At 65.4% G+C, this 16,509-nt stretch carries 15 protein-coding genes; 8 read left to right on the top strand and 7 right to left on the bottom strand.

The window, feature by feature from the left end; translation table 11 throughout:
• The first annotated feature begins 215 nt into the window (after positions 1–215).
• The 3 genes from AAFG07_RS29625 (at position 216) to AAFG07_RS29635 (ending at position 2,934) form a co-directional block, all read left to right on the top strand.
• Entirely contained in the window at positions 216–611 is a 396-nt protein-coding gene (locus AAFG07_RS29625; RefSeq protein ID WP_016844123.1) for a helix-turn-helix transcriptional regulator, read from the top strand.
• A gap of 441 nt (positions 612–1,052) precedes the next feature.
• A complete protein-coding gene (locus AAFG07_RS29630) occupies positions 1,053–2,384 on the top strand; it encodes a L,D-transpeptidase family protein (protein ID WP_342723304.1) in 1,332 nt (443 codons plus the stop codon).
• 226 nt (positions 2,385–2,610) lie between these two features.
• The gene (locus tag AAFG07_RS29635) at positions 2,611–2,934 is read left to right on the top strand and encodes a hypothetical protein (protein ID WP_342723305.1); all 324 of its coding nucleotides are present in this window, start codon (positions 2,611–2,613) and stop codon (positions 2,932–2,934) included.
• Between the two features lie 48 nt (positions 2,935–2,982).
• Here the strand turns inward: AAFG07_RS29635 and AAFG07_RS29640 are convergent, their stop codons facing one another.
• The gene (locus AAFG07_RS29640; RefSeq protein ID WP_342723307.1) at positions 2,983–4,749 is read right to left on the bottom strand and encodes a carbamoyltransferase C-terminal domain-containing protein; all 1,767 of its coding nucleotides are present in this window, start codon (positions 4,747–4,749) and stop codon (positions 2,983–2,985) included.
• A 253-nt stretch (positions 4,750–5,002) separates the two neighbouring features.
• Here AAFG07_RS29640 and AAFG07_RS29645 point away from each other — a divergent pair, with 253 nt between their 5' ends.
• The 5 genes from AAFG07_RS29645 to AAFG07_RS29665 all read left to right on the top strand — a co-directional run bounded on the left by AAFG07_RS29645 (position 5,003) and on the right by AAFG07_RS29665 (position 10,276).
• A complete protein-coding gene (locus tag AAFG07_RS29645; protein ID WP_342723308.1) occupies positions 5,003–6,070 on the top strand; it encodes an LLM class flavin-dependent oxidoreductase in 1,068 nt (355 codons plus the stop codon).
• Positions 6,071–6,086: 16 nt separating this feature from the next.
• Complete coding sequence (locus AAFG07_RS29650) at positions 6,087–7,694, top strand: amino acid adenylation domain-containing protein (protein WP_342723309.1); 1,608 nt, start codon at positions 6,087–6,089, stop codon at positions 7,692–7,694.
• Complete coding sequence (locus AAFG07_RS29655) at positions 7,691–7,972, top strand: acyl carrier protein (protein ID WP_342723310.1); 282 nt, start codon at positions 7,691–7,693, stop codon at positions 7,970–7,972. The genes AAFG07_RS29650 and AAFG07_RS29655 overlap by 4 nt, the downstream gene beginning before the upstream one ends.
• Positions 7,969–9,201 (top strand): GNAT family N-acetyltransferase, encoded by a 1,233-nt coding sequence (locus AAFG07_RS29660; protein WP_342723311.1) that lies wholly within the window; start codon positions 7,969–7,971, stop codon positions 9,199–9,201. The genes AAFG07_RS29655 and AAFG07_RS29660 overlap by 4 nt, the downstream gene beginning before the upstream one ends.
• 100 nt (positions 9,202–9,301) lie before the next feature.
• Positions 9,302–10,276 carry a class I SAM-dependent methyltransferase gene (locus tag AAFG07_RS29665; protein WP_342723313.1) on the top strand — a complete coding sequence of 325 codons (975 nt, stop codon included), beginning with the start codon at positions 9,302–9,304 and terminating at the stop codon, positions 10,274–10,276.
• 48 nt (positions 10,277–10,324) lie between these two features.
• On the opposite strand, the gene AAFG07_RS29670 is transcribed toward AAFG07_RS29665, so the two are convergent.
• The 6 genes from AAFG07_RS29670 to AAFG07_RS29695 all read right to left on the bottom strand — a co-directional run bounded on the left by AAFG07_RS29670 (position 10,325) and on the right by AAFG07_RS29695 (position 16,505).
• On the bottom strand, positions 10,325–11,407 hold the full coding sequence (locus tag AAFG07_RS29670; protein WP_342723314.1) for an isocitrate/isopropylmalate dehydrogenase family protein: 1,083 nt from the start codon (positions 11,405–11,407) through the stop codon (positions 10,325–10,327).
• A gap of 130 nt (positions 11,408–11,537) precedes the next feature.
• Positions 11,538–12,608 carry an alcohol dehydrogenase gene (locus tag AAFG07_RS29675; RefSeq protein ID WP_342723315.1) on the bottom strand — a complete coding sequence of 357 codons (1,071 nt, stop codon included), beginning with the start codon at positions 12,606–12,608 and terminating at the stop codon, positions 11,538–11,540.
• Positions 12,609–12,750: 142 nt separating this feature from the next.
• Positions 12,751–13,719 carry an oligopeptide/dipeptide ABC transporter ATP-binding protein gene (locus AAFG07_RS29680; RefSeq protein WP_342723316.1) on the bottom strand — a complete coding sequence of 323 codons (969 nt, stop codon included), beginning with the start codon at positions 13,717–13,719 and terminating at the stop codon, positions 12,751–12,753.
• Complete coding sequence (locus tag AAFG07_RS29685; protein ID WP_342723317.1) at positions 13,716–14,702, bottom strand: ABC transporter ATP-binding protein; 987 nt, start codon at positions 14,700–14,702, stop codon at positions 13,716–13,718. Before AAFG07_RS29685 ends, AAFG07_RS29680 begins: the two co-directional genes overlap by 4 nt.
• Positions 14,699–15,568 carry an ABC transporter permease gene (locus tag AAFG07_RS29690; protein WP_342723318.1) on the bottom strand — a complete coding sequence of 290 codons (870 nt, stop codon included), beginning with the start codon at positions 15,566–15,568 and terminating at the stop codon, positions 14,699–14,701. The genes AAFG07_RS29685 and AAFG07_RS29690 overlap by 4 nt, the downstream gene beginning before the upstream one ends.
• The gene (locus AAFG07_RS29695) at positions 15,555–16,505 is read right to left on the bottom strand and encodes an ABC transporter permease (RefSeq protein WP_212311301.1); all 951 of its coding nucleotides are present in this window, start codon (positions 16,503–16,505) and stop codon (positions 15,555–15,557) included. Before AAFG07_RS29695 ends, AAFG07_RS29690 begins: the two co-directional genes overlap by 14 nt.
• Positions 16,506–16,509 lie beyond the last annotated feature (4 nt).

The following is a 16,509-nucleotide window of genomic DNA, read 5'->3' on the forward strand; positions in this document are numbered from 1 at the left end:
ACAGACACCTTGGTGCGGTCGACTACAGGTAGTCGACCGATTCGGTACTTGGGTGCTTCCAATGCGCGAGTGCGTTTGGATACCATCCCGCGATCTTCTTGGATTTCGTCGTTCGGACGAACTGACGATCCACTCGAGCTTAACGCGGTACATCATGAACGTGTCCCTGACCCGACCGGGCCAGGGATTCTCGATTTGAAGGACGGGTCACAAGAATGAACAGATCAGCAGCAAAGAAGATGAAGCAGCGCAGCGCCGGCAAGCCGGACATTGAGTTGGGCAAGCGGATTCGTCTGCGCCGTGTCGAGCAGAAGATCTCGCAGGCGGAACTCGGCGACAAGCTGGGCGTCAGCTTCCAGCAGGTTCAGAAGTACGAGAAGGGCGTGAACCGTGTCGGCGCCGCCCGCCTTCAGCAGATCGCGACCGCGCTGGACGTGCCGGTGACCTTCTTCTACGACGGCGACAACAAGGCCCGCGAAGTCGAGAGCCTGCTGTTCCTCGACAGCGCGTTCAGCCTCCGGTTGCTGCGCGCCTACAGCAAGATCAAGGATCAGACCGTGCAGCGCCAACTGGTGTCGCTGATGGAATCGATCGCCGCCAACGAAGACTGAACGGCACAGCACAGGTACGATCGCGACACCGCGAACGCGATCGACCAGGGCGAGCGGATCGACCGCGACCGGTCATTGGGATCGCCACGCGCCGGTCGGACCGGGAAGATATCGAAGCGCTGCCATCGGCGATGGCAGCGCTTTTTCTTTGTCCGTTCGGCGCCGGTAGGTCCGTGCCCCCGGCTTCGGCACAACGAGCGAGCGATCTCCGCGTTGATGTACGCCACAAGGTCGAGCGGCCGCGATGCCGACGATGGCGACCGCCCTGGGCCGGCACGACGGTCACGGTAATGTTCCGACCGCAACCAAAACTTAATCAAGACGCAACGGTCTCGGGATAGATCATCATCTCCGAACGAACGCGCCGCCCCCTCCATTCATGTTGCCGGGGCCGTGCCTTCCGATTTTTCGCGCAAGCGACGCAGTCCGGAGAATCGAGATATGCAAAGAGTGACACTCGTCGTCGTAGCCACGATGCTTGCGGCTCTACCGGCATTCGCCCAAACCACCGGCGCGCTCGGCCCGACTGCGGCAGTCCCGCCTCACCATGCCCTGCCGGCTGCGGCACCGGCGGCCACCCAGCCAGGCCAGGCCAAGCCGGCCACGTCGGCCTCGGTCGCGGAAACGCGATCGGCCGCCGCGCTCGCGCTGTCGCGCGAGCCGACCTACGACCAGGGCAGCGCACAGCGCATTCGCGACGTGGTGAAGCGCTATTCCGATCTCGCCGCCCGCGGCGGTTGGCCCACGATCCCCACGGACGCGAAATTTGCGTTGGGCGTCCAGGGCGCCCATGACGATCTGCTGCGCAACCGTCTGATCATCACCGGTGACCTTGCCGCGGACAAGGCCACCGGCTCCTATGATGAAGTCGTGGCCGACGCGGTGAAGCGCTTCCAGACACGCCACGGGCTCGGGGCGACCGGCTCGGTGACGCCGCGGACGCTGGCTGCACTCAACGTTCCCGTGCAGAAGCGGATCAAGCAGCTCGAGGCCTCGCTGGAGCGGCTTGACCAGATGGATTTCCAGTTTGGGCAGCGCTATGTCGTCGTCAACATTCCCGCCACCTTCGCCGAGGCCGTCGAGGACGACAAGGTCGTGCGACGCTACCGCGTGATCGTCGGCAAGACCGAGAAACCCTCGCCGACGCTGACGTCCGAGATCACCGACGTCATTCTCAATCCGACCTGGACGGTGCCGTCATCGATCACGAAGACGGAGATCGCGGCGCATATGCGCAAGGATCCGGCCTACCTGTCGCGCATGCACATGGACGTGCTCGACGCCCACGACAACCCGATCGATCCGCGTTCGGTCGAGTGGTCGGGCGATCACGCGCCGAATATCACGGTGCGTCAGCAGAGCGGCGCATGGAATGCGCTCGGCGCGGTCAAGATCGACATGCCGAATTCCTATTCGGTCTACATGCACGACACCAATCAGCACAGCCTGTTCAACGACGACTATCGCTTCGATTCGCATGGCTGCTCGCGCGTCGACAATGTCCGCGATCTCGCGGCATGGCTGCTGAAAGACCAGCCGCAGTGGACCCGCGCTGCCATCGATGCCGCGATCGCCACAGGACAGCGCCAGGACGTCCGCATGCTGAAGAAGGTGCCGGTGGCCTGGATCTACCTCACGGCGTGGATGACGAAGGACCGGACCGTCCAGTTCCGCAACGACGTCTACGACCAGGACCGGCAACTCCTCGAAGCCACCGCCGAGGAAGCTGCCTTCTTCAACAAGGCCGCCGAACATCCGCCGACCGCGCAGTAGAGCACTTTTCCGCGAAGCGCCACCAAAGGTCATCACGTATTGTTTGCGCCTCGCCATTCTGTCGCGCGGCGAATTGTCGCCCGCGCACGGAGCGACCTCACAACTCCCGCATTTGCTGCGTTGAACCGGCATCGCCAGAACCGAGTGCACCTGCCTGGCTTTTTTGTCGCAGCAACGAAGTGGCCGCATGGACGTTTTCAGGCTTCAACCAAGGAGATCGATCTCAATGAATATCAAGCTTGCCGTTATTGGACTGGCCGCGCTCGGAAGCGCAGCGTTGATGTCCGGTGCGGCATCGGCGATGCCGAACGGGCTTCCGCAGGCCAGCCACATCGCAGGCGAAACGTCCAATGTCGACAAGGTGCGCCAGGTCTGCGATCGCTGGGGCCGCTGCTACTGGCAGCCGGGCTACGGCTACGGACCGCGCCATCACGGATGGCATCATCGTCCGCACTTTTACCCCCGCCATCATCACGGGCACCGTCATCACGGCGGACATCATGGTGGCGGCCATCACGGCGGCGGACATCACGGCGGACACGGGCGCTAGTCGTCAGCGAGGGGGCTTCGGCCCCCTCACCTTTTCTGCCAGTGCCGGCTACATCCGTCCCGCGCGGCGGACGAGCACGTTCTCGAGGAAGAGATACTCGATGCCGGTGCCGAGGAAGGTGTTGATGGCTTCGCGCGGGGTGTTGACGATCGGCTGCCCCTTCACGTTGAAGCTCGTGTTCAGCACCATTTCGCGGCCGGTCGCCCGGCCGACCGCCCGCAGCAACGCGTGGAATTCCGGATTGTCCCTGACCCCGACCGTCTGCACCCGGGCCGAGCCGTTGACATGCGTGATCGCCGGCAGCGCGGCGCGGTGCTCGGGGCGCACGTCGGCGGTCATGATCATGTAGGGAAGTTCGAGCCCCTTCGGCACCTCGAACCAGTCATGTACCTGCTCGAGGCTGACCGCCGGCGCGAACGGGCGGAAGGCTTCGCGCATCTTGACCATCGCGTTGATGCGGTCGCGCATCTCCGGATGACCGGGATCGGCCAGGATGCTGCGGTGTCCGAGGGCGCGGGGGCCGAACTCCATGCGCCCGCGATACCAGCCGAGCACGCGTCCGGCGGCGATGAGCCTCGCCGCCGCCGCGCAGGTCTCGTCGAGATCCGGAAAGCGCGTGATCTCGATGCGGCCGGCGGTGTCGGCGAGCGCCCTGTCGATCTCGGTTTGCGCGTGCGCGGGGCCGAGGAAGGGCACGGGCATCCGGACGTTCTGGACGCCACTGTCGCGCGATGCCGACCAGAGCGCGGCGCCGAGCGCGGAGCCATCGTCGCCGGCGGCCGGCTGGACGTAGATCTCGTCGAACAGGCCGGACTGCAGCAGGCGGCCGTTGGCGGTGCAGTTGAGCGCGACGCCGCCCGCCATCGCGAGCCTGCGCAGGCCGGTGCTGCGGCCGAAATGGCCGCAGATGTGGAGCATGACCGCGTCGAGGCATTCCTGCAGCGCTGCGGCGACGTCGCGATGGTCGTCGGTGACGTCGCCGTCGGGCGCGCGTGCCGGGATCAGATGCTCTCCGAGATGCCGTCGCGTCGCGCCGTAGGTTTCGCGATCATGGCGCTCGGTATTGAGGCGGAGCAGCGGAATCCTGATCAGGCCGTCGTCGCGCAGCTCCACGGTCCGCTCGAAAAAGCGACGGTGGCGGGCGGGATCGCCGTAGGGAGCGAGGCCCATGATCTTGTATTCGTCGGAGTTGAAATCGAAGCCGAGATGCAGCGTCAGCGTGGAATAGAGGATGCCGATCGAATCCTGGGCGGTGATTTCCGCGAGCTTGTCGATCGCGTTGTCGTGCGCGTGATAGACGGTGACGGCGTGGACCTCGCCCATGCCGTCGAGCACCACAACCAGGCATTCGTCCCAGCCGGAAGTGTAGTAGGCGCTGGCGGCGTGGGACAGATGATGATTGACGTGGTGGACCTTGCCGGCGGGAAATCCGGGTAGGTGCGCATCCACTTGCGAGAGCAGTTTCTCGCGCGAGAACACCTCCCTGTATTGCCGGGCGGAGGTCGGATCCAGCATGAACGCGGCCTTGTAGGGCGCATAGTCGAAGCCGTGAGAGATCACGTCGATGTCGGATGACTTCAGGCCAGCGGTCTTAAGGCAGTAGCTGACAGCGCCGATCGGGAAATCACCGGTGTGTTTCTTGCGGTTGAAGCGCTCTTCGGCGGCACCGGCGACGATCCTGCCGTCGACCACCAGCACCGCAGCGGAATCGTGGCCCTGTGAGATCCGGTACTCGCGCTCCTCCAGGCCCGGCCAGTGCTTCCTCTTGAAGGGGATCGAGCTCTCGAATCCACTGATGCCGATGATTTTTGCCATATTCAACAACCCCTGGACGGATCACGCTCAAGGGAAATTCGAGCAGGTTCCGCAGCATCGTTGCAGAGAAGCCGGGGAAATCAAGGTCCGCAAAAGTCCCGTGCGCCGCCCCGGAATAGTCGATCAGGCATCCGTGCCCATCGCTTGACGGAGTACCACCTTTGCGTCGGGGACCTCCCGAACGCCTATGCTACCGTGACGGGGTTTTCCGCCAAATCACGGCGTTCGTGCGCCTTTCGCATGGAGGTGGACGATGGATGCGCTGTCCGATGTTCGGTTCGAAGTCTTCAGCACCTGCCCGCAATCCAGCGCTGTCCCGGCGGCGGATTATGTCGAACGGGTGCAGGCCGTCGCCCGCTGGAGTGAAGAGGCGGGATGCAAGGGGATCCTGGTCTACACGGAGAATTCCCTGGTCGATCCCTGGCTCGTCTCGCAGGTCATCCTGCAGAGCACCAGGGAGCTCTGTCCACTGGTGGCGGTGCAGCCGGTCTATATGCACCCGTACGGCGTCGCCAAGATGGTGAGTTCGTTCGCGCATATGTACGGACGCCGGCTCTATCTGAACATGGTCGCGGGCGGCTACACGACCGAGCTTGCGGCGCTCGGCGATGCGACGGCGCACGACAAGCGGTACGCGAGGCTCGTCGAATACACCGGCATCATCAAGCTGCTGCTGGAGAACGCCGAGCCGGTGACGCTCGAAGGCGAATTCCATGCCGTCCGCAATCTGAGGATGACGCCAGCGCTGCCGCGGGAGTTGCTGCCCGGCATTTTCGTGTCGGGCTCCTCGGAAGCCGGGCTCGCGGCCGCCAAGGCGTTGGGCGCAACGCCGGTGAAGTATCCCAAGCCGGCCGGCGAGTACGGGCAGGCCGACGCCGACTGCGTCGGCTCGGGCGTGCGCGTCGGCATCATCGCCCGCGCGAGCGCCGAGGAGGCCTGGCGGGTCGCGCACCAACGCTTCCCGACCGACAAGAAGGGGCAGCTGGCGCACAAGCTGGCCATGAAGGTCTCGGACTCGGCGTGGCACAAGCAGATGTCCGATCTCGCGGCCGAGACGGCCGCCCAGGACTCGCCCTATTGGCTGGTGCCGTTCGAAAACTACAAGACTTTCTGTCCGTATTTGGTCGGCGACTACGGGGTCGTCTCCGACGAACTCGCGCGCTACGCCGCGGCCGGCTACGGGACGTTCATCCTGGACATTCCACCCACCCGCGAGGAGCTGGTCCATACGGGCGAGGTCTTCGGACAGGCGCTGACGAAGGCCCGGCGTCTGAAGTCATCAGCACTTCGCGATCCGGCCCGTCAGGGCCTCGCAGGCTAGGCTAGGCAATCGTTCGATGGAGTTGCGCGCGGACGGATCACGGCGGGGATTGTGGACGGGCTTCCTGCGCTCGGCGAAGCTGTTTCCCGACCGTCCGGCCGTCGTCGCGCAGGGCACGACGCTGTCGTATCGAGAGCTGCGCGAGGTCGCCGTTCGCATCGCGGCCTGCATCCAGGCGCACCGCGAGGGGTCGTCGACGCCGCTGACTGCGGTGTTCGCGCATCGCAGCACGTCGGCGTTCGCCGGCGTACTCGGATCGCTTCTGGCCGGAAACGGCTACGTGCCGCTGAACCGCACCTTCCCGGTCGAGCGCACCAGGTCGATGCTCGTCCGTTCGGAGTGCCGATCGATCATCGTCGACGCGGAATCCCTGCCGCAAATGGACGCGCTCATGGCGGACGCGGACCAACCGCTGCTCGTGATCGCGCCCGGTCTCGAGGACCCACGCCCCTATCGCGAACGATGGCCCTTGCACATCATCGTCGGAGCCGCCGATCTCGAAGGCTACGCCGACTGGCGCGAGCCGGACGCGTCCGAGGACGCGATCGCCTATCTGCTGTTCACCTCCGGCAGCACCGGCGTGCCGAAGGGAGTGATGGTCGCCCACCGCAACGTCGCAGCCTATGTCGATCATGTCGCGGAGCGCTTCGACATCACGGAGCTGGACGTCGTCTCGCAGACGTTCGACATGACGTTCGACCTGTCGGCATCCGACATGTTCGTGGCGTGGGAACGCGGCGCCTGCGTGTGCTGCCCCTCGCAGAAGACGCTGATCAATCCGGGGCGGTTCATCCGCGAGCAGGGATTGACGGTCTGGTTCTCGGTGCCCTCGATGGTCGCGCTGATGAAGCAGTCCGGCCTGCTGAAGCCGGGAGGGTTTCCCTCGCTCAGGTTGAGCCTGTTCTGTGGCGAGCCGCTGCCCGTCAGGAGCGTCGAGGCGTGGGCGATGGCCGCGCCGAACAGCGTTGTCGAGAACGTCTATGGACCGACCGAACTGACCATCGCATGCACCGGCTACCGCTGGGATCCGAAGCGGTCGCCGGCCGAAGCGGAGATGGGCATCGTGCCGATCGGCGCGCCGTTCCCGGGAATGAACGTGCTCGTCGTCGACGAACACCTGAACGAGGTCGAGCCGGGCGCGGACGGCGAACTGCTGATGAGCGGTCCGCAGATGTCGCTCGGCTACTGGAAAGATCCCGAGAAGACCGCCGCAGCCTTCGTCGTCCCGCCCGGACGGCAGGAAATGTTCTACCGCACCGGCGACCGCGTGCGCCGGCCCGCCGGCGATGGTCCCCTGACCCATCTCGGCCGCATGGACTCGCAGGTGAAGATCCTCGGCCACAGGGTGGAGCTCGGCGAGGTCGAGGCGGTGGTGCGCGAGGCCTCCGGCGTCGACGGCGTCGTGGCGATCGGCTGGCCCATCACGTCGAGCGGCTATGGCGGCATCGAAGTGCTCATCGAGGGCGGGCCGGTTGATCTCGACCGGCTTCGCGCGGCGGTCGCCGCCCGGCTGCCGGACTACATGGTCCCGAGACGATGGCACGTCCGCAGCCGGCTGCCACGCAACGCCAACGGAAAATACGACCGCAAGGCCATGCCGGCGGTTTTGGGAGACAGCCAATGAGCGGTCCGACCACGGATGACGTCCGCGCCTTCTTCGGAGCCTTCCTCAACCAGAAGCTCCAGGACCGCGGACAGCGTCCGCTGCGCGATCTCCCCGACGACTACGACCTGCTGCTGTCGGGGGCACTCGATTCGCTCGCCTTCGTCGAGATGATGATGGCGGCAGGCGAGCACTTCGACAGGGAGATCGATTTCGAGAACCTCGACCCCGAACAGATGACGCTGATCGGGCCGCTGTGCCAGTTCGTGTCGGAGCAGTTGAGGCCGCATCCGTCATGACATACGCCAAGACCTTCGCTGCCGACGTGCTGCTTCCGTTGCTGAGGGCGCGGCCGGAGCCTGTGGCCGCCCGCGTCGATCCGGACACGCTTGCCAGGCCGCCGTCTCCGGCGAAGCAGCGGGAGGTGCGGTTCTCGGACTTCGAGGCCGTCGCGGATCTGAAGGAGCGCTCCGGGCTGCCGAAGGACAACCCGGAGAATTGGCACCGGCTGTGGCGGCAGAATCCAGTGCTGGCGGCGACCGGGTCGCAGCACGGCATGGGCTGGGTGCTTGAGACCGAGGCAGGCATCGTCGGATACCAGGGCAGCCTGCCGCTGCTCTACCGGCTCGGCGACCGCACGCTGGTTGGCGCGGTCGGCACAGGCCTCGCCATCGATCCGGCCTACCGCGCGCGCGGCATCGGGCTTCTGTCCGCGTTCTTCCGGCAGCCCGGCATCGATCTCGCCATCGTGACGTTCGCGATCGAATCCGCGGTCAAGCTGGCCAAGGCCCTGCACGGACGGACGCTGGCGCAGCCCGACTACGCCAAGGTGCTGTTCTGGGTGCTGGACCCGCCTCGGTTCGCGCAGACGCTGGCGTCGAAGTTCCGCCTTTCGGGCGGAACGGCCGCGATCGCGAGCGCGCTCGGCGCGACGGCGCTGCGGGCCGACATGGGGCTGCGCCGCGGGCCCGGACGATTTCCCGGGACACAGCGCTGCGGATTCGACGTCGCAGAAATCGACGTCAACAACATCGGCGACGAGTTCGAGGACCTGTGGCGGCGCAAGCTCGCCGAGGCGCCGCGGCTGATGGCGGACCGCGGCGCCGCTTCGCTACGTTGGCACTTCACCATCCCCGGCGGTTCGTCGCGGGCCACCGTGCTGTGCTGCCGCCGGGCCGCGCGCCTGGCCGGCTACGCCATCGTGGAGCATTCGACCGACCGCAAGACCGGGCTGCGCCGCGCGATGCTGGCCGACATCCTGGCGGAACAGGACGATCCGGAGACGACCGAGGCGCTGCTCGGGGCGGCCTACGCGAACGCCGTCGCCGCCGGCGACGACTTCTTCGAGGTGGTGGGACTGCCCGCGCACGTGCGGCGGATCCTGATGCGTTGGAGGCCCTATGTCAGGACCTACCCGACCGATCCGCTGGTCTACCGGACGGCGGACGAATCTCTCGGCCGGTTCCTCGCCGACGGGAACGGCTGGTACGCCGGTCCGATGGACGGCGATACGACGCTATTGCCGTAACCGGCCGTCATGGCAGTTCCAGCCGAGCACATCAGCCGCCGAAATAGAGATCATGCGGACATGACGAACGTGCTCGGCATCAGCGGAAGGGAGGTTTACCTTGAAGTACGTCGATATGCTCAAAAGCCAATACGAGGCATTTCCTTACCCCACCAATACGTCGAGCAATGGCGGGTACCGAGAACTTGTCAATCTCGTGAAGCTGCTTCGTTTGGATTGCGGGTACCACCTCCAGGGAAAGCGAATTCTTGATGCAGGCACCGGCACCGGCTTGCGGTTGCTGGAGCTCGCCGCGGCTTTTCCGGACAATGATTATGTCGGGATCGACTATTCAGAGAATTCGATCGCGTGCGCGGAACGCGCAAAGCAAGCATTCCCCGGTGCGCGGGTTTCATTCCGGGTCGGAGATATCATGTCCGAAGATCCGCAAGGAGAACCGTTCGATGTGATCATGTGCATGGGCGTGCTCCATCATCTGCAACGGCCTGCCGAAGCAATCGATCGGCTGTCCCGCATTCTCACCAGCCGTGGCGTGCTGCTTTTTTACGTATACGGAGAATACGGTTCTGGAGAGAGGATGCGCAGGAAGAGGCTGCTCAGTCACCTTCACGGCCAAGACCAATTGGGGCACAAGATCGAGTCTGCGAAACGCCTCGGATTCACGAACTTCCCGTATGGATGGGCGATTCAAGACCCAACGGACGTCGATCCCATGATCGTCGACGCGTATGTCAACCACTACGAAGTCCTGTACACGCTCGAAACCATCGAGAAAATCGTTTCGAACAGTTTTACGGCATGCGTACCTTACGGCTTCACCATGGAGCGAAACGGGCTGTTGGTGGAGTCGAGGCTTGATGCCCGCTTTGCAATGCCGGTCGCACGCACCGATCCGCGAAGCAAACTCAATTCGTCAGCACTCGAAGAGATATACGCCAAACTGCCCAAGCGCCAGCAACTGCTCGTGCTTGAGAATTTGTATGCTCCAGCAGGGTACACGATGCTGGCACACAACGGAGGATTTCTCGAGGAGATCAGCCGGCCCGAGCGGCTGACTTCGAACGCCTGGCAGTGACCGCTTTCACGCCTTTTTCGTAGCGGTTACACACTCCGATCGCCTCGCCTAGAGCGCCGCCAGCACGGCCTTCGCGACATCGCCGGTGCCGTTGCTGCCGCCGAACTCGAACGGCTTGATGCCGCCGGCATAGACCTTGTCGACCGCGCGCTCGATGCTTGCGGCAGCTTCGGCGGCGCTCTCGAGGCCGTGCTTGTCGGCGAGCCAGTCCAGCATCATCGCAGCCGACAGGATCATCGCGGTCGGGTTGGCCTTGCCCTGCCCCATGATGTCGGGCGCCGTGCCATGACACGGCTGAAACACCGCGTAGCGGTCGCCGATGTCAGCCGACGGCGCCATGCCCATGCCGCCGATCAGGCCGGCGGTGAGGTCGGACAGGATGTCGCCGAACATGTTCTCGGTCACCATGACGTCGAAGTCCCAGGGGCGCTTCACCAGCGCAGCCGCTGCCGCGTCGATGTAGAGATGATCAGCCCTGACGTCGGGATGGCGCTGCGCGGTCTCGTCGAAGATGCTCCGGAAGAACGCGAACGCCTTGAACACGTTTGCCTTGTCGACACAGGTCAGCCCGCCGCCGACGCGGCCGCGCGCCTTGCGGCGTTCGGCAAGCCGGTACGAGAACTCGAACAGCCGCTCGGAAGTCCGGCGCGTGATCACCATGGTCTCGCGCGCCTCACTGTCGGTGACGACGCCCTTGCCCATCGAGGCGAACAGGCCCTCGGTCGATTCCCGGATCACGACGAGGTCGATGCCCTTCTGATCGGCGCCGACGATCGTGCTCGGCACGCCCGGGATCAACCGCGCAGGCCGCACGCCGGCATAGAGATCGAAGATCATCCGCAACTCGATCTGCGGCGCGATCTCGGTGTTGTCAGGGTAGCGCACCGACGGCAGACCGCAGGCGCCGAGCAGGATCGCGTCGGCCTCCTCGCACAGCCGGACCGTGCTCTCCGGCATCGACTTGCCGGTCTCCTTGTAATGGCCAGCGCCGGCCGGCGCCTCGGTGAAGCGGAATTTGAGGCCGGACGACGCCTCGATCCTGCGCAGCACTTCGAGCGCCGGCGCCATCACCTCGGGACCGATGCCATCGCCACCGAGAACTGCGATGTGGAGTGCGTCGTTGGCGGACATGGGGGATTTCCTCAAGACATCCGGGAGGGGACCGACCGTCATTGCGAGGAGCGAAGCGACGAAGCAATCCATATCTCGGCAAGCGGAGAGATGGATTGCTTCGCTTCGCTCGCAATGACGAGGATGGCAGTTACGGCGTCAACACTGCGCGTCCGACCAACTGGCCCTTTTGCAGATTGGTCAGCGCCTCGTTCGCCTTTGCCAGCGGCATCGGCGTGACCGGGATCGCCGGGATCTTCTTCGTCCGCACGAGGTCGAGCAGCTCCTGCGTCTCGCGCAGATTGCCGACATAGCTGCCCTGGATAGTGACCGCCTTGATCGGGATCAGCGGCAGCGCCCAGGTCGCGCCGCCGCCGAACAGGCCGACGATCACGAGCTTGCCGCCCTTGGTCAGGCAGTCGAAGCCGAGCTGCGAGGTCTGGGCATTGCCGACCAGGTCGATCGCGGCGCGGATCGGCTGACCGGCCTTCTTGATGAGTTGCTCCAGCGCGTCGGGCGCCTTGCCGTCGACGGTGGCAAGCGCACCGGCGGCCTCGGCCGCCTCGCGCTTCCTGGCGTCGATGTCGACCACGATCGCGCCCTTGCCACCCATCGCCTTCAACAGCGAGAGCGCCATCAGGCCGAGACCGCCGGCGCCGAAGATCACGATCGGCGTGTCGAGATCCTTCTCGACCTTCTTCAGCGCGCTGTAGGTCGTGACGCCCGAACAGGCGTAAGGCGCGGCCGTGACCGGATCGAGCCCGTCGAGGTTGAGCAGGTATTTCGGATGCGGCACCGTCATGTGATCGGCGTAGCCGCCATCGCAATAGACGCCGAGCGCATTCGGCTTGATCGCGCACATGTTCTCATCGCCGCCGAGGCAGGTCGGGCATTTGCCGCAGCCGAGCCACGGATAGGCCAGCGTGACATCGCCGAGTTTGAGGCCGCCCTTGTCGGTGTCCTTCACATCCGGCCCGAAGGCGATGATCTCGCCGACCGTCTCATGGCCCATCGTGCGCGGCAGCGAGACGCCGCGGTCCTTCAGCGACAGCGGCTTGCGGCCATGGCCGAGATCGTAGCCGCCCTCCCAGATGTGCAGATCGCTGTGGCAGACGCCGGCGGCCTTCACCTTGATCAGCACCTGCGTGCCCGACGGCTGCGGCGTCGGCTGATCGACCTCTTTCAAGGGGGCGTTGAAATCGACGACCTGGAAACTCTTCATCACTGTTCTCCCGAAACTTGTTCTTGAGGCGGACCTTGCCACGCCCGCCCGCCCGGGACAAACGTTCAAGACCCCATTTTCGAGCAAGCCGCCATGCAGCTCGCTCGAAGGCCAACGCGCCACTATTCAGAGGCGTGACTAGTCAGATCAGCGGATGATGGCAAGCCGCGAACTGGCCGGGCGCAACCACGCGCAGTTCCGGCACCTCGCTGGCACAGCGCGCATCGGCCCGCGGGCAGCGGGTGCGGAAGCGACAGCCCGACGGCGGCGCGATCGGCGACGGCGGCTCGCCGACCGGCACGCTCTGGGTCGGCCGGACATCCGGATCGGGCACCGGAATCGCTTCGATGAGAAGCGCGGTATAAGGATGCGCCGGCTGTGCAAACAGCTGCTCCGACGGGCCGACCTCGCAGAGCCGCCCAAGATACATCACCGCGACGCGATCCGAGACCGCCTTCACCACCGCAAGGTCGTGGGCGATGAACAGCAGGGTCAGGCCGTAGCGCGCCTTCATCTCCTCCAGCAGATTGAGGATCTGCGCACGGATCGAGACATCGAGCGCGGACACCGGCTCGTCGCAGATCACGAATTCCGGATTGAGCACCAGCGAGCGGGCGATGCAGATGCGCTGGCATTGTCCGCCGGAGAATTCGTGCGGCAGGCGTCCGCTCACCAGCGTGGGGTCGAGGCCGACCGCCGACAGCGCCTCGCTGACGCGCCGCCGGCGTTCCTCGGGATCCTTGACCCCCGCGATCACCAACGGCTCGGCGACGATATCGCCGATCCGCCGCCGCGGATTGAGCGATGCGATCGGGTCCTGAAAGATCAACTGCACGCGGCGGCGCATCTTGCGCAGCGCCTCGCCCTTCAGGGTGGTGAGATCGTGGCCGTCGAACAGCACCTTGCCGGAGACGGCCTGGCGCAATTGCAGCACGGCGCGGCCGAGCGTGGACTTGCCGCAGCCGGATTCGCCGACCAGCCCCAGCGTCTCGCCGCGCGCGATCTCGAGGCTGACATCGGAGACGGCATGGATGGTCTTGCCCCCCACCGAATATTCGACGACGAGGTTTTCCACCTTCATCAGCGGATTGGGTGCAGCCTGCAGCATCATGCGCCGCCTCCCGCCGCGATCGGATGGAAGCAGGCGTAGAGATGCTCCAATGTCTCTGCCGGACTGAGACGCGGCTTCTCCGTGCTGCAGCGCCCGGCGGAATAGCGGCAGCGCGGCGAGAACGAGCAACCCTTCAGCGGCCGGGTCGGATCGGGCGGCCGTCCCGAAATCGCCGGCAGCGGCGTATGCGGCGGCACGTCGAGCTTCGGCAATGCGGCGAGCAGCGCCTCGGTGTAGGGCATCCGCATCTGCTTGAACAAGGCCGGCGTCGGCGCGCGCTCGACGACGCGCCCCGCATACATCACCGCGACCTCGTCGGTGCGGCCGGCGACCACGCCGAGGTCATGCGTGATGATGATCATCGCCATATGACGGCGCTGCTGTTCGCGCGCCAAGAGATCGAGGATCTGCGCCTGGATCGTGACGTCGAGCGCGGTGGTCGGCTCGTCCGCGATCAGGAGCTTCGGTTCGCAGGACAGCGCCACCGCGATCGCGACGCGCTGGCGCATGCCGCCGGAGAGCTGGTGCGGATACTGCGTCAGCCGCTGCTCGGGCGCGGGAATGCCGACCGCCGTCAGCAGCTCGATGCTGCGTTGCCTGGCCTGGGCTAGATCGAGCTCGAGATGTTCCAGGATGGTCTCGATCAGCTGGGTGCCGATCGTCAGCACCGGATTAAGCGAGGTCATGGGATCCTGGAACACGACGGCGAGCGAACGGCCGCGCAGCTTGCGCAATTTCTCCGCCGGCAGCGTCGTGAGATCCTGTCCGTCGAACATCACGCGGCCGGACAGCTTGGCCTTCTTGGGCAGCAGCTGCAGGACGGCCCGCGACAGCATGGTCTTGCCGCAGCCGGATTCGCCGACGATGCCGAGCGTCTTGCCGGCGCCGACGGCGAGATCGACATGATCGACCGCCCGCAGATTGCCCCGCGGCGTCGGCAGGTCGACCACCGCGTCCTCGACCGAAAGCAGCACACCACTCATAGCGCACCCTGCCGGGGGTCGGTCAGCGCGCGCATCGTGTCGCCGATCAGGTTGAACGAGAGCACGGTCAGGAACATCGCAATCGCCGGAATGAAAGCGAGCTGCGGCGCCACCTCGAGGCTTTCACGCCCCTCCCCGATCATGCTGCCCCAGCTCGAGATCGGCGGCGGCACGCCGAGGCCGAGGAAGGACAGCGACCCCTCGACCACGATGGTGACGGCGACGCCGAGCAGGAAGAAGGCGATGAGCGGCAACAGCACGTTGGGCAGCAGCTCGCGCAACAGGATGCGCGCATGGGTAGCGCCGAGCGCCTGCGCCGCGATGACGAATTCACGCCGTGCCAGCGACAGGGTCGAGGCCCGCGCCACCCGCATGAAGGCCGGAATGCCGAGCACGCCGAGGATGCAGGTCAGGTTGAAGATCGACTGGCCGAGATAGGCGGTGACCGCAAGCGCCAGGATCAGCGGCGGGAATGCCAGCAGCACATCCATGCTGCCGACCACGAAGGATTCGAAACGGCCGCGGAAATAGCCGGCGAGCATGCCGAGCGCACCGCCGATGGTGACGCCGATCATGGGTGCGCAAAGGCCGACGATCAGCGAGATGCGTGCGCCATAGATCAGCCGCGACAGCTCGTCCCGGCCGAGGCCGTCGGTGCCGAGCCAATGCTCGGCCGAGACCGGCGCCCGCCGCTCCAGCATGTCCATGTCGGTCGGGCTCGGCAGCGGCAGCAGGTCGGCAAAGATCGCGACCGCGAACACCAGCACCATCCAGCCGATCGCACACCAGAACAGCGTGCCCAGCCGGCGCCTGCGCCGCAGCGGCGTCGCTTCGGTCTCGTCGAGGCTGAGCTCAAGCGTGGCCATGGCGGATCCTCGGGTCGAGCACGGCGTAAAGCAAGTCGACAATGAAGTTCATGATCACGAAGCCTGCGGCGACCAGCAGCACCACGCCCTGCAGGATAATGAGGTCGCGGGTATAGATCGCGCCGACCAGGAGACGGCCGATCCCCGGCAATGCGAAGATCGATTCGACGATCACGGCGCCGCCGATCAGACGGCCGATATTGATGCCGGTGATGGTGACGAGCGTCAGCGACGACGGCTTCAGTGCATGCACGAACAGGATCCGCGACGGCTTCAGGCCTTTCGCCTTGGCGAGCGCGATATAATCCTCCTGCAGCGCTGCGATCATGTCGGAGCGCAGCACGCGCATGATGCCCGGCCATTCCGCAAGCCCGAGCGTCAGCGCCGGCAGCACCATGAAGCGCAGATTGGCGACCGGGTCCTCGGTGAACGGCACGTAGCCGGTCGCCGGCAACAGCCGCAGCTCGACCGCGAACAAATAGATCAGGAGGATCGCGGACAGGAAGGTCGGCACCGACAGCATGCCGAAGGCCGAGCCGGTCATGAAACGGTCGAACGCGGAGCCCGCCTTGGCGGCACAGGCGATTGCCAGCGGCACGCCGATCGCAAGCCCGATCAGCTCGGCGAGGATCATCAGTTCGAACGACACCGGGACGCGCTCGCTGACCGCCTGCCACACGGTCTGCCCGGTGCGGAACGATCGTCCGAAATCACCCTGCAGGATGTGCCACAGCCAGCTGAGATAGCGCAGCCAGATCGGCTGATCGAGCCCCAAGTCGTGACGCAGGGCCGCGACATTCTCAGGCGTCGCCTGGTCGCCGAGGATCACGTAGGCCAGATCGCCGGGCAGCAGCGACGCGATCACGAAGGTCAGGACCGAGACCGCGATCAGCACCGGCACCAGGTACAGGAGCCTGCGCGCAACAAAGAACAGCATAAAA

This window comes from Bradyrhizobium sp. B097, from assembly GCF_038957035.1.
Lineage (GTDB): Bacteria > Pseudomonadota > Alphaproteobacteria > Rhizobiales > Xanthobacteraceae > Bradyrhizobium.

Bases quoted from the DNA above. Each gene is read 5' to 3' on its own strand.
- AAFG07_RS29695 (WP_212311301.1), bottom strand. From the start codon at position 16,505: ATGCTGTTCTTTGTTGCGCGCAGGCTCCTGTACCTGGTGCCGGTGCTG.
- AAFG07_RS29670 (WP_342723314.1), bottom strand. From the start codon at position 11,407: ATGTCCGCCAACGACGCACTCCACATCGCAGTTCTCGGTGGCGATGGC.
- AAFG07_RS29645 (WP_342723308.1), top strand. From the start codon at position 5,003: ATGGATGCGCTGTCCGATGTTCGGTTCGAAGTCTTCAGCACCTGCCCG.
- AAFG07_RS29640 (WP_342723307.1), bottom strand. From the start codon at position 4,749: ATGGCAAAAATCATCGGCATCAGTGGATTCGAGAGCTCGATCCCCTTC.
- AAFG07_RS29675 (WP_342723315.1), bottom strand. From the start codon at position 12,608: ATGAAGAGTTTCCAGGTCGTCGATTTCAACGCCCCCTTGAAAGAGGTC.
- AAFG07_RS29660 (WP_342723311.1), top strand. From the start codon at position 7,969: ATGACATACGCCAAGACCTTCGCTGCCGACGTGCTGCTTCCGTTGCTG.
- AAFG07_RS29625 (WP_016844123.1), top strand. From the start codon at position 216: ATGAACAGATCAGCAGCAAAGAAGATGAAGCAGCGCAGCGCCGGCAAG.
- AAFG07_RS29635 (WP_342723305.1), top strand. From the start codon at position 2,611: ATGAATATCAAGCTTGCCGTTATTGGACTGGCCGCGCTCGGAAGCGCA.
- AAFG07_RS29655 (WP_342723310.1), top strand. From the start codon at position 7,691: ATGAGCGGTCCGACCACGGATGACGTCCGCGCCTTCTTCGGAGCCTTC.
- AAFG07_RS29685 (WP_342723317.1), bottom strand. From the start codon at position 14,702: ATGAGTGGTGTGCTGCTTTCGGTCGAGGACGCGGTGGTCGACCTGCCG.
- AAFG07_RS29690 (WP_342723318.1), bottom strand. From the start codon at position 15,568: ATGGCCACGCTTGAGCTCAGCCTCGACGAGACCGAAGCGACGCCGCTG.
- AAFG07_RS29650 (WP_342723309.1), top strand. From the start codon at position 6,087: ATGGAGTTGCGCGCGGACGGATCACGGCGGGGATTGTGGACGGGCTTC.
- AAFG07_RS29630 (WP_342723304.1), top strand. From the start codon at position 1,053: ATGCAAAGAGTGACACTCGTCGTCGTAGCCACGATGCTTGCGGCTCTA.
- AAFG07_RS29680 (WP_342723316.1), bottom strand. From the start codon at position 13,719: ATGATGCTGCAGGCTGCACCCAATCCGCTGATGAAGGTGGAAAACCTC.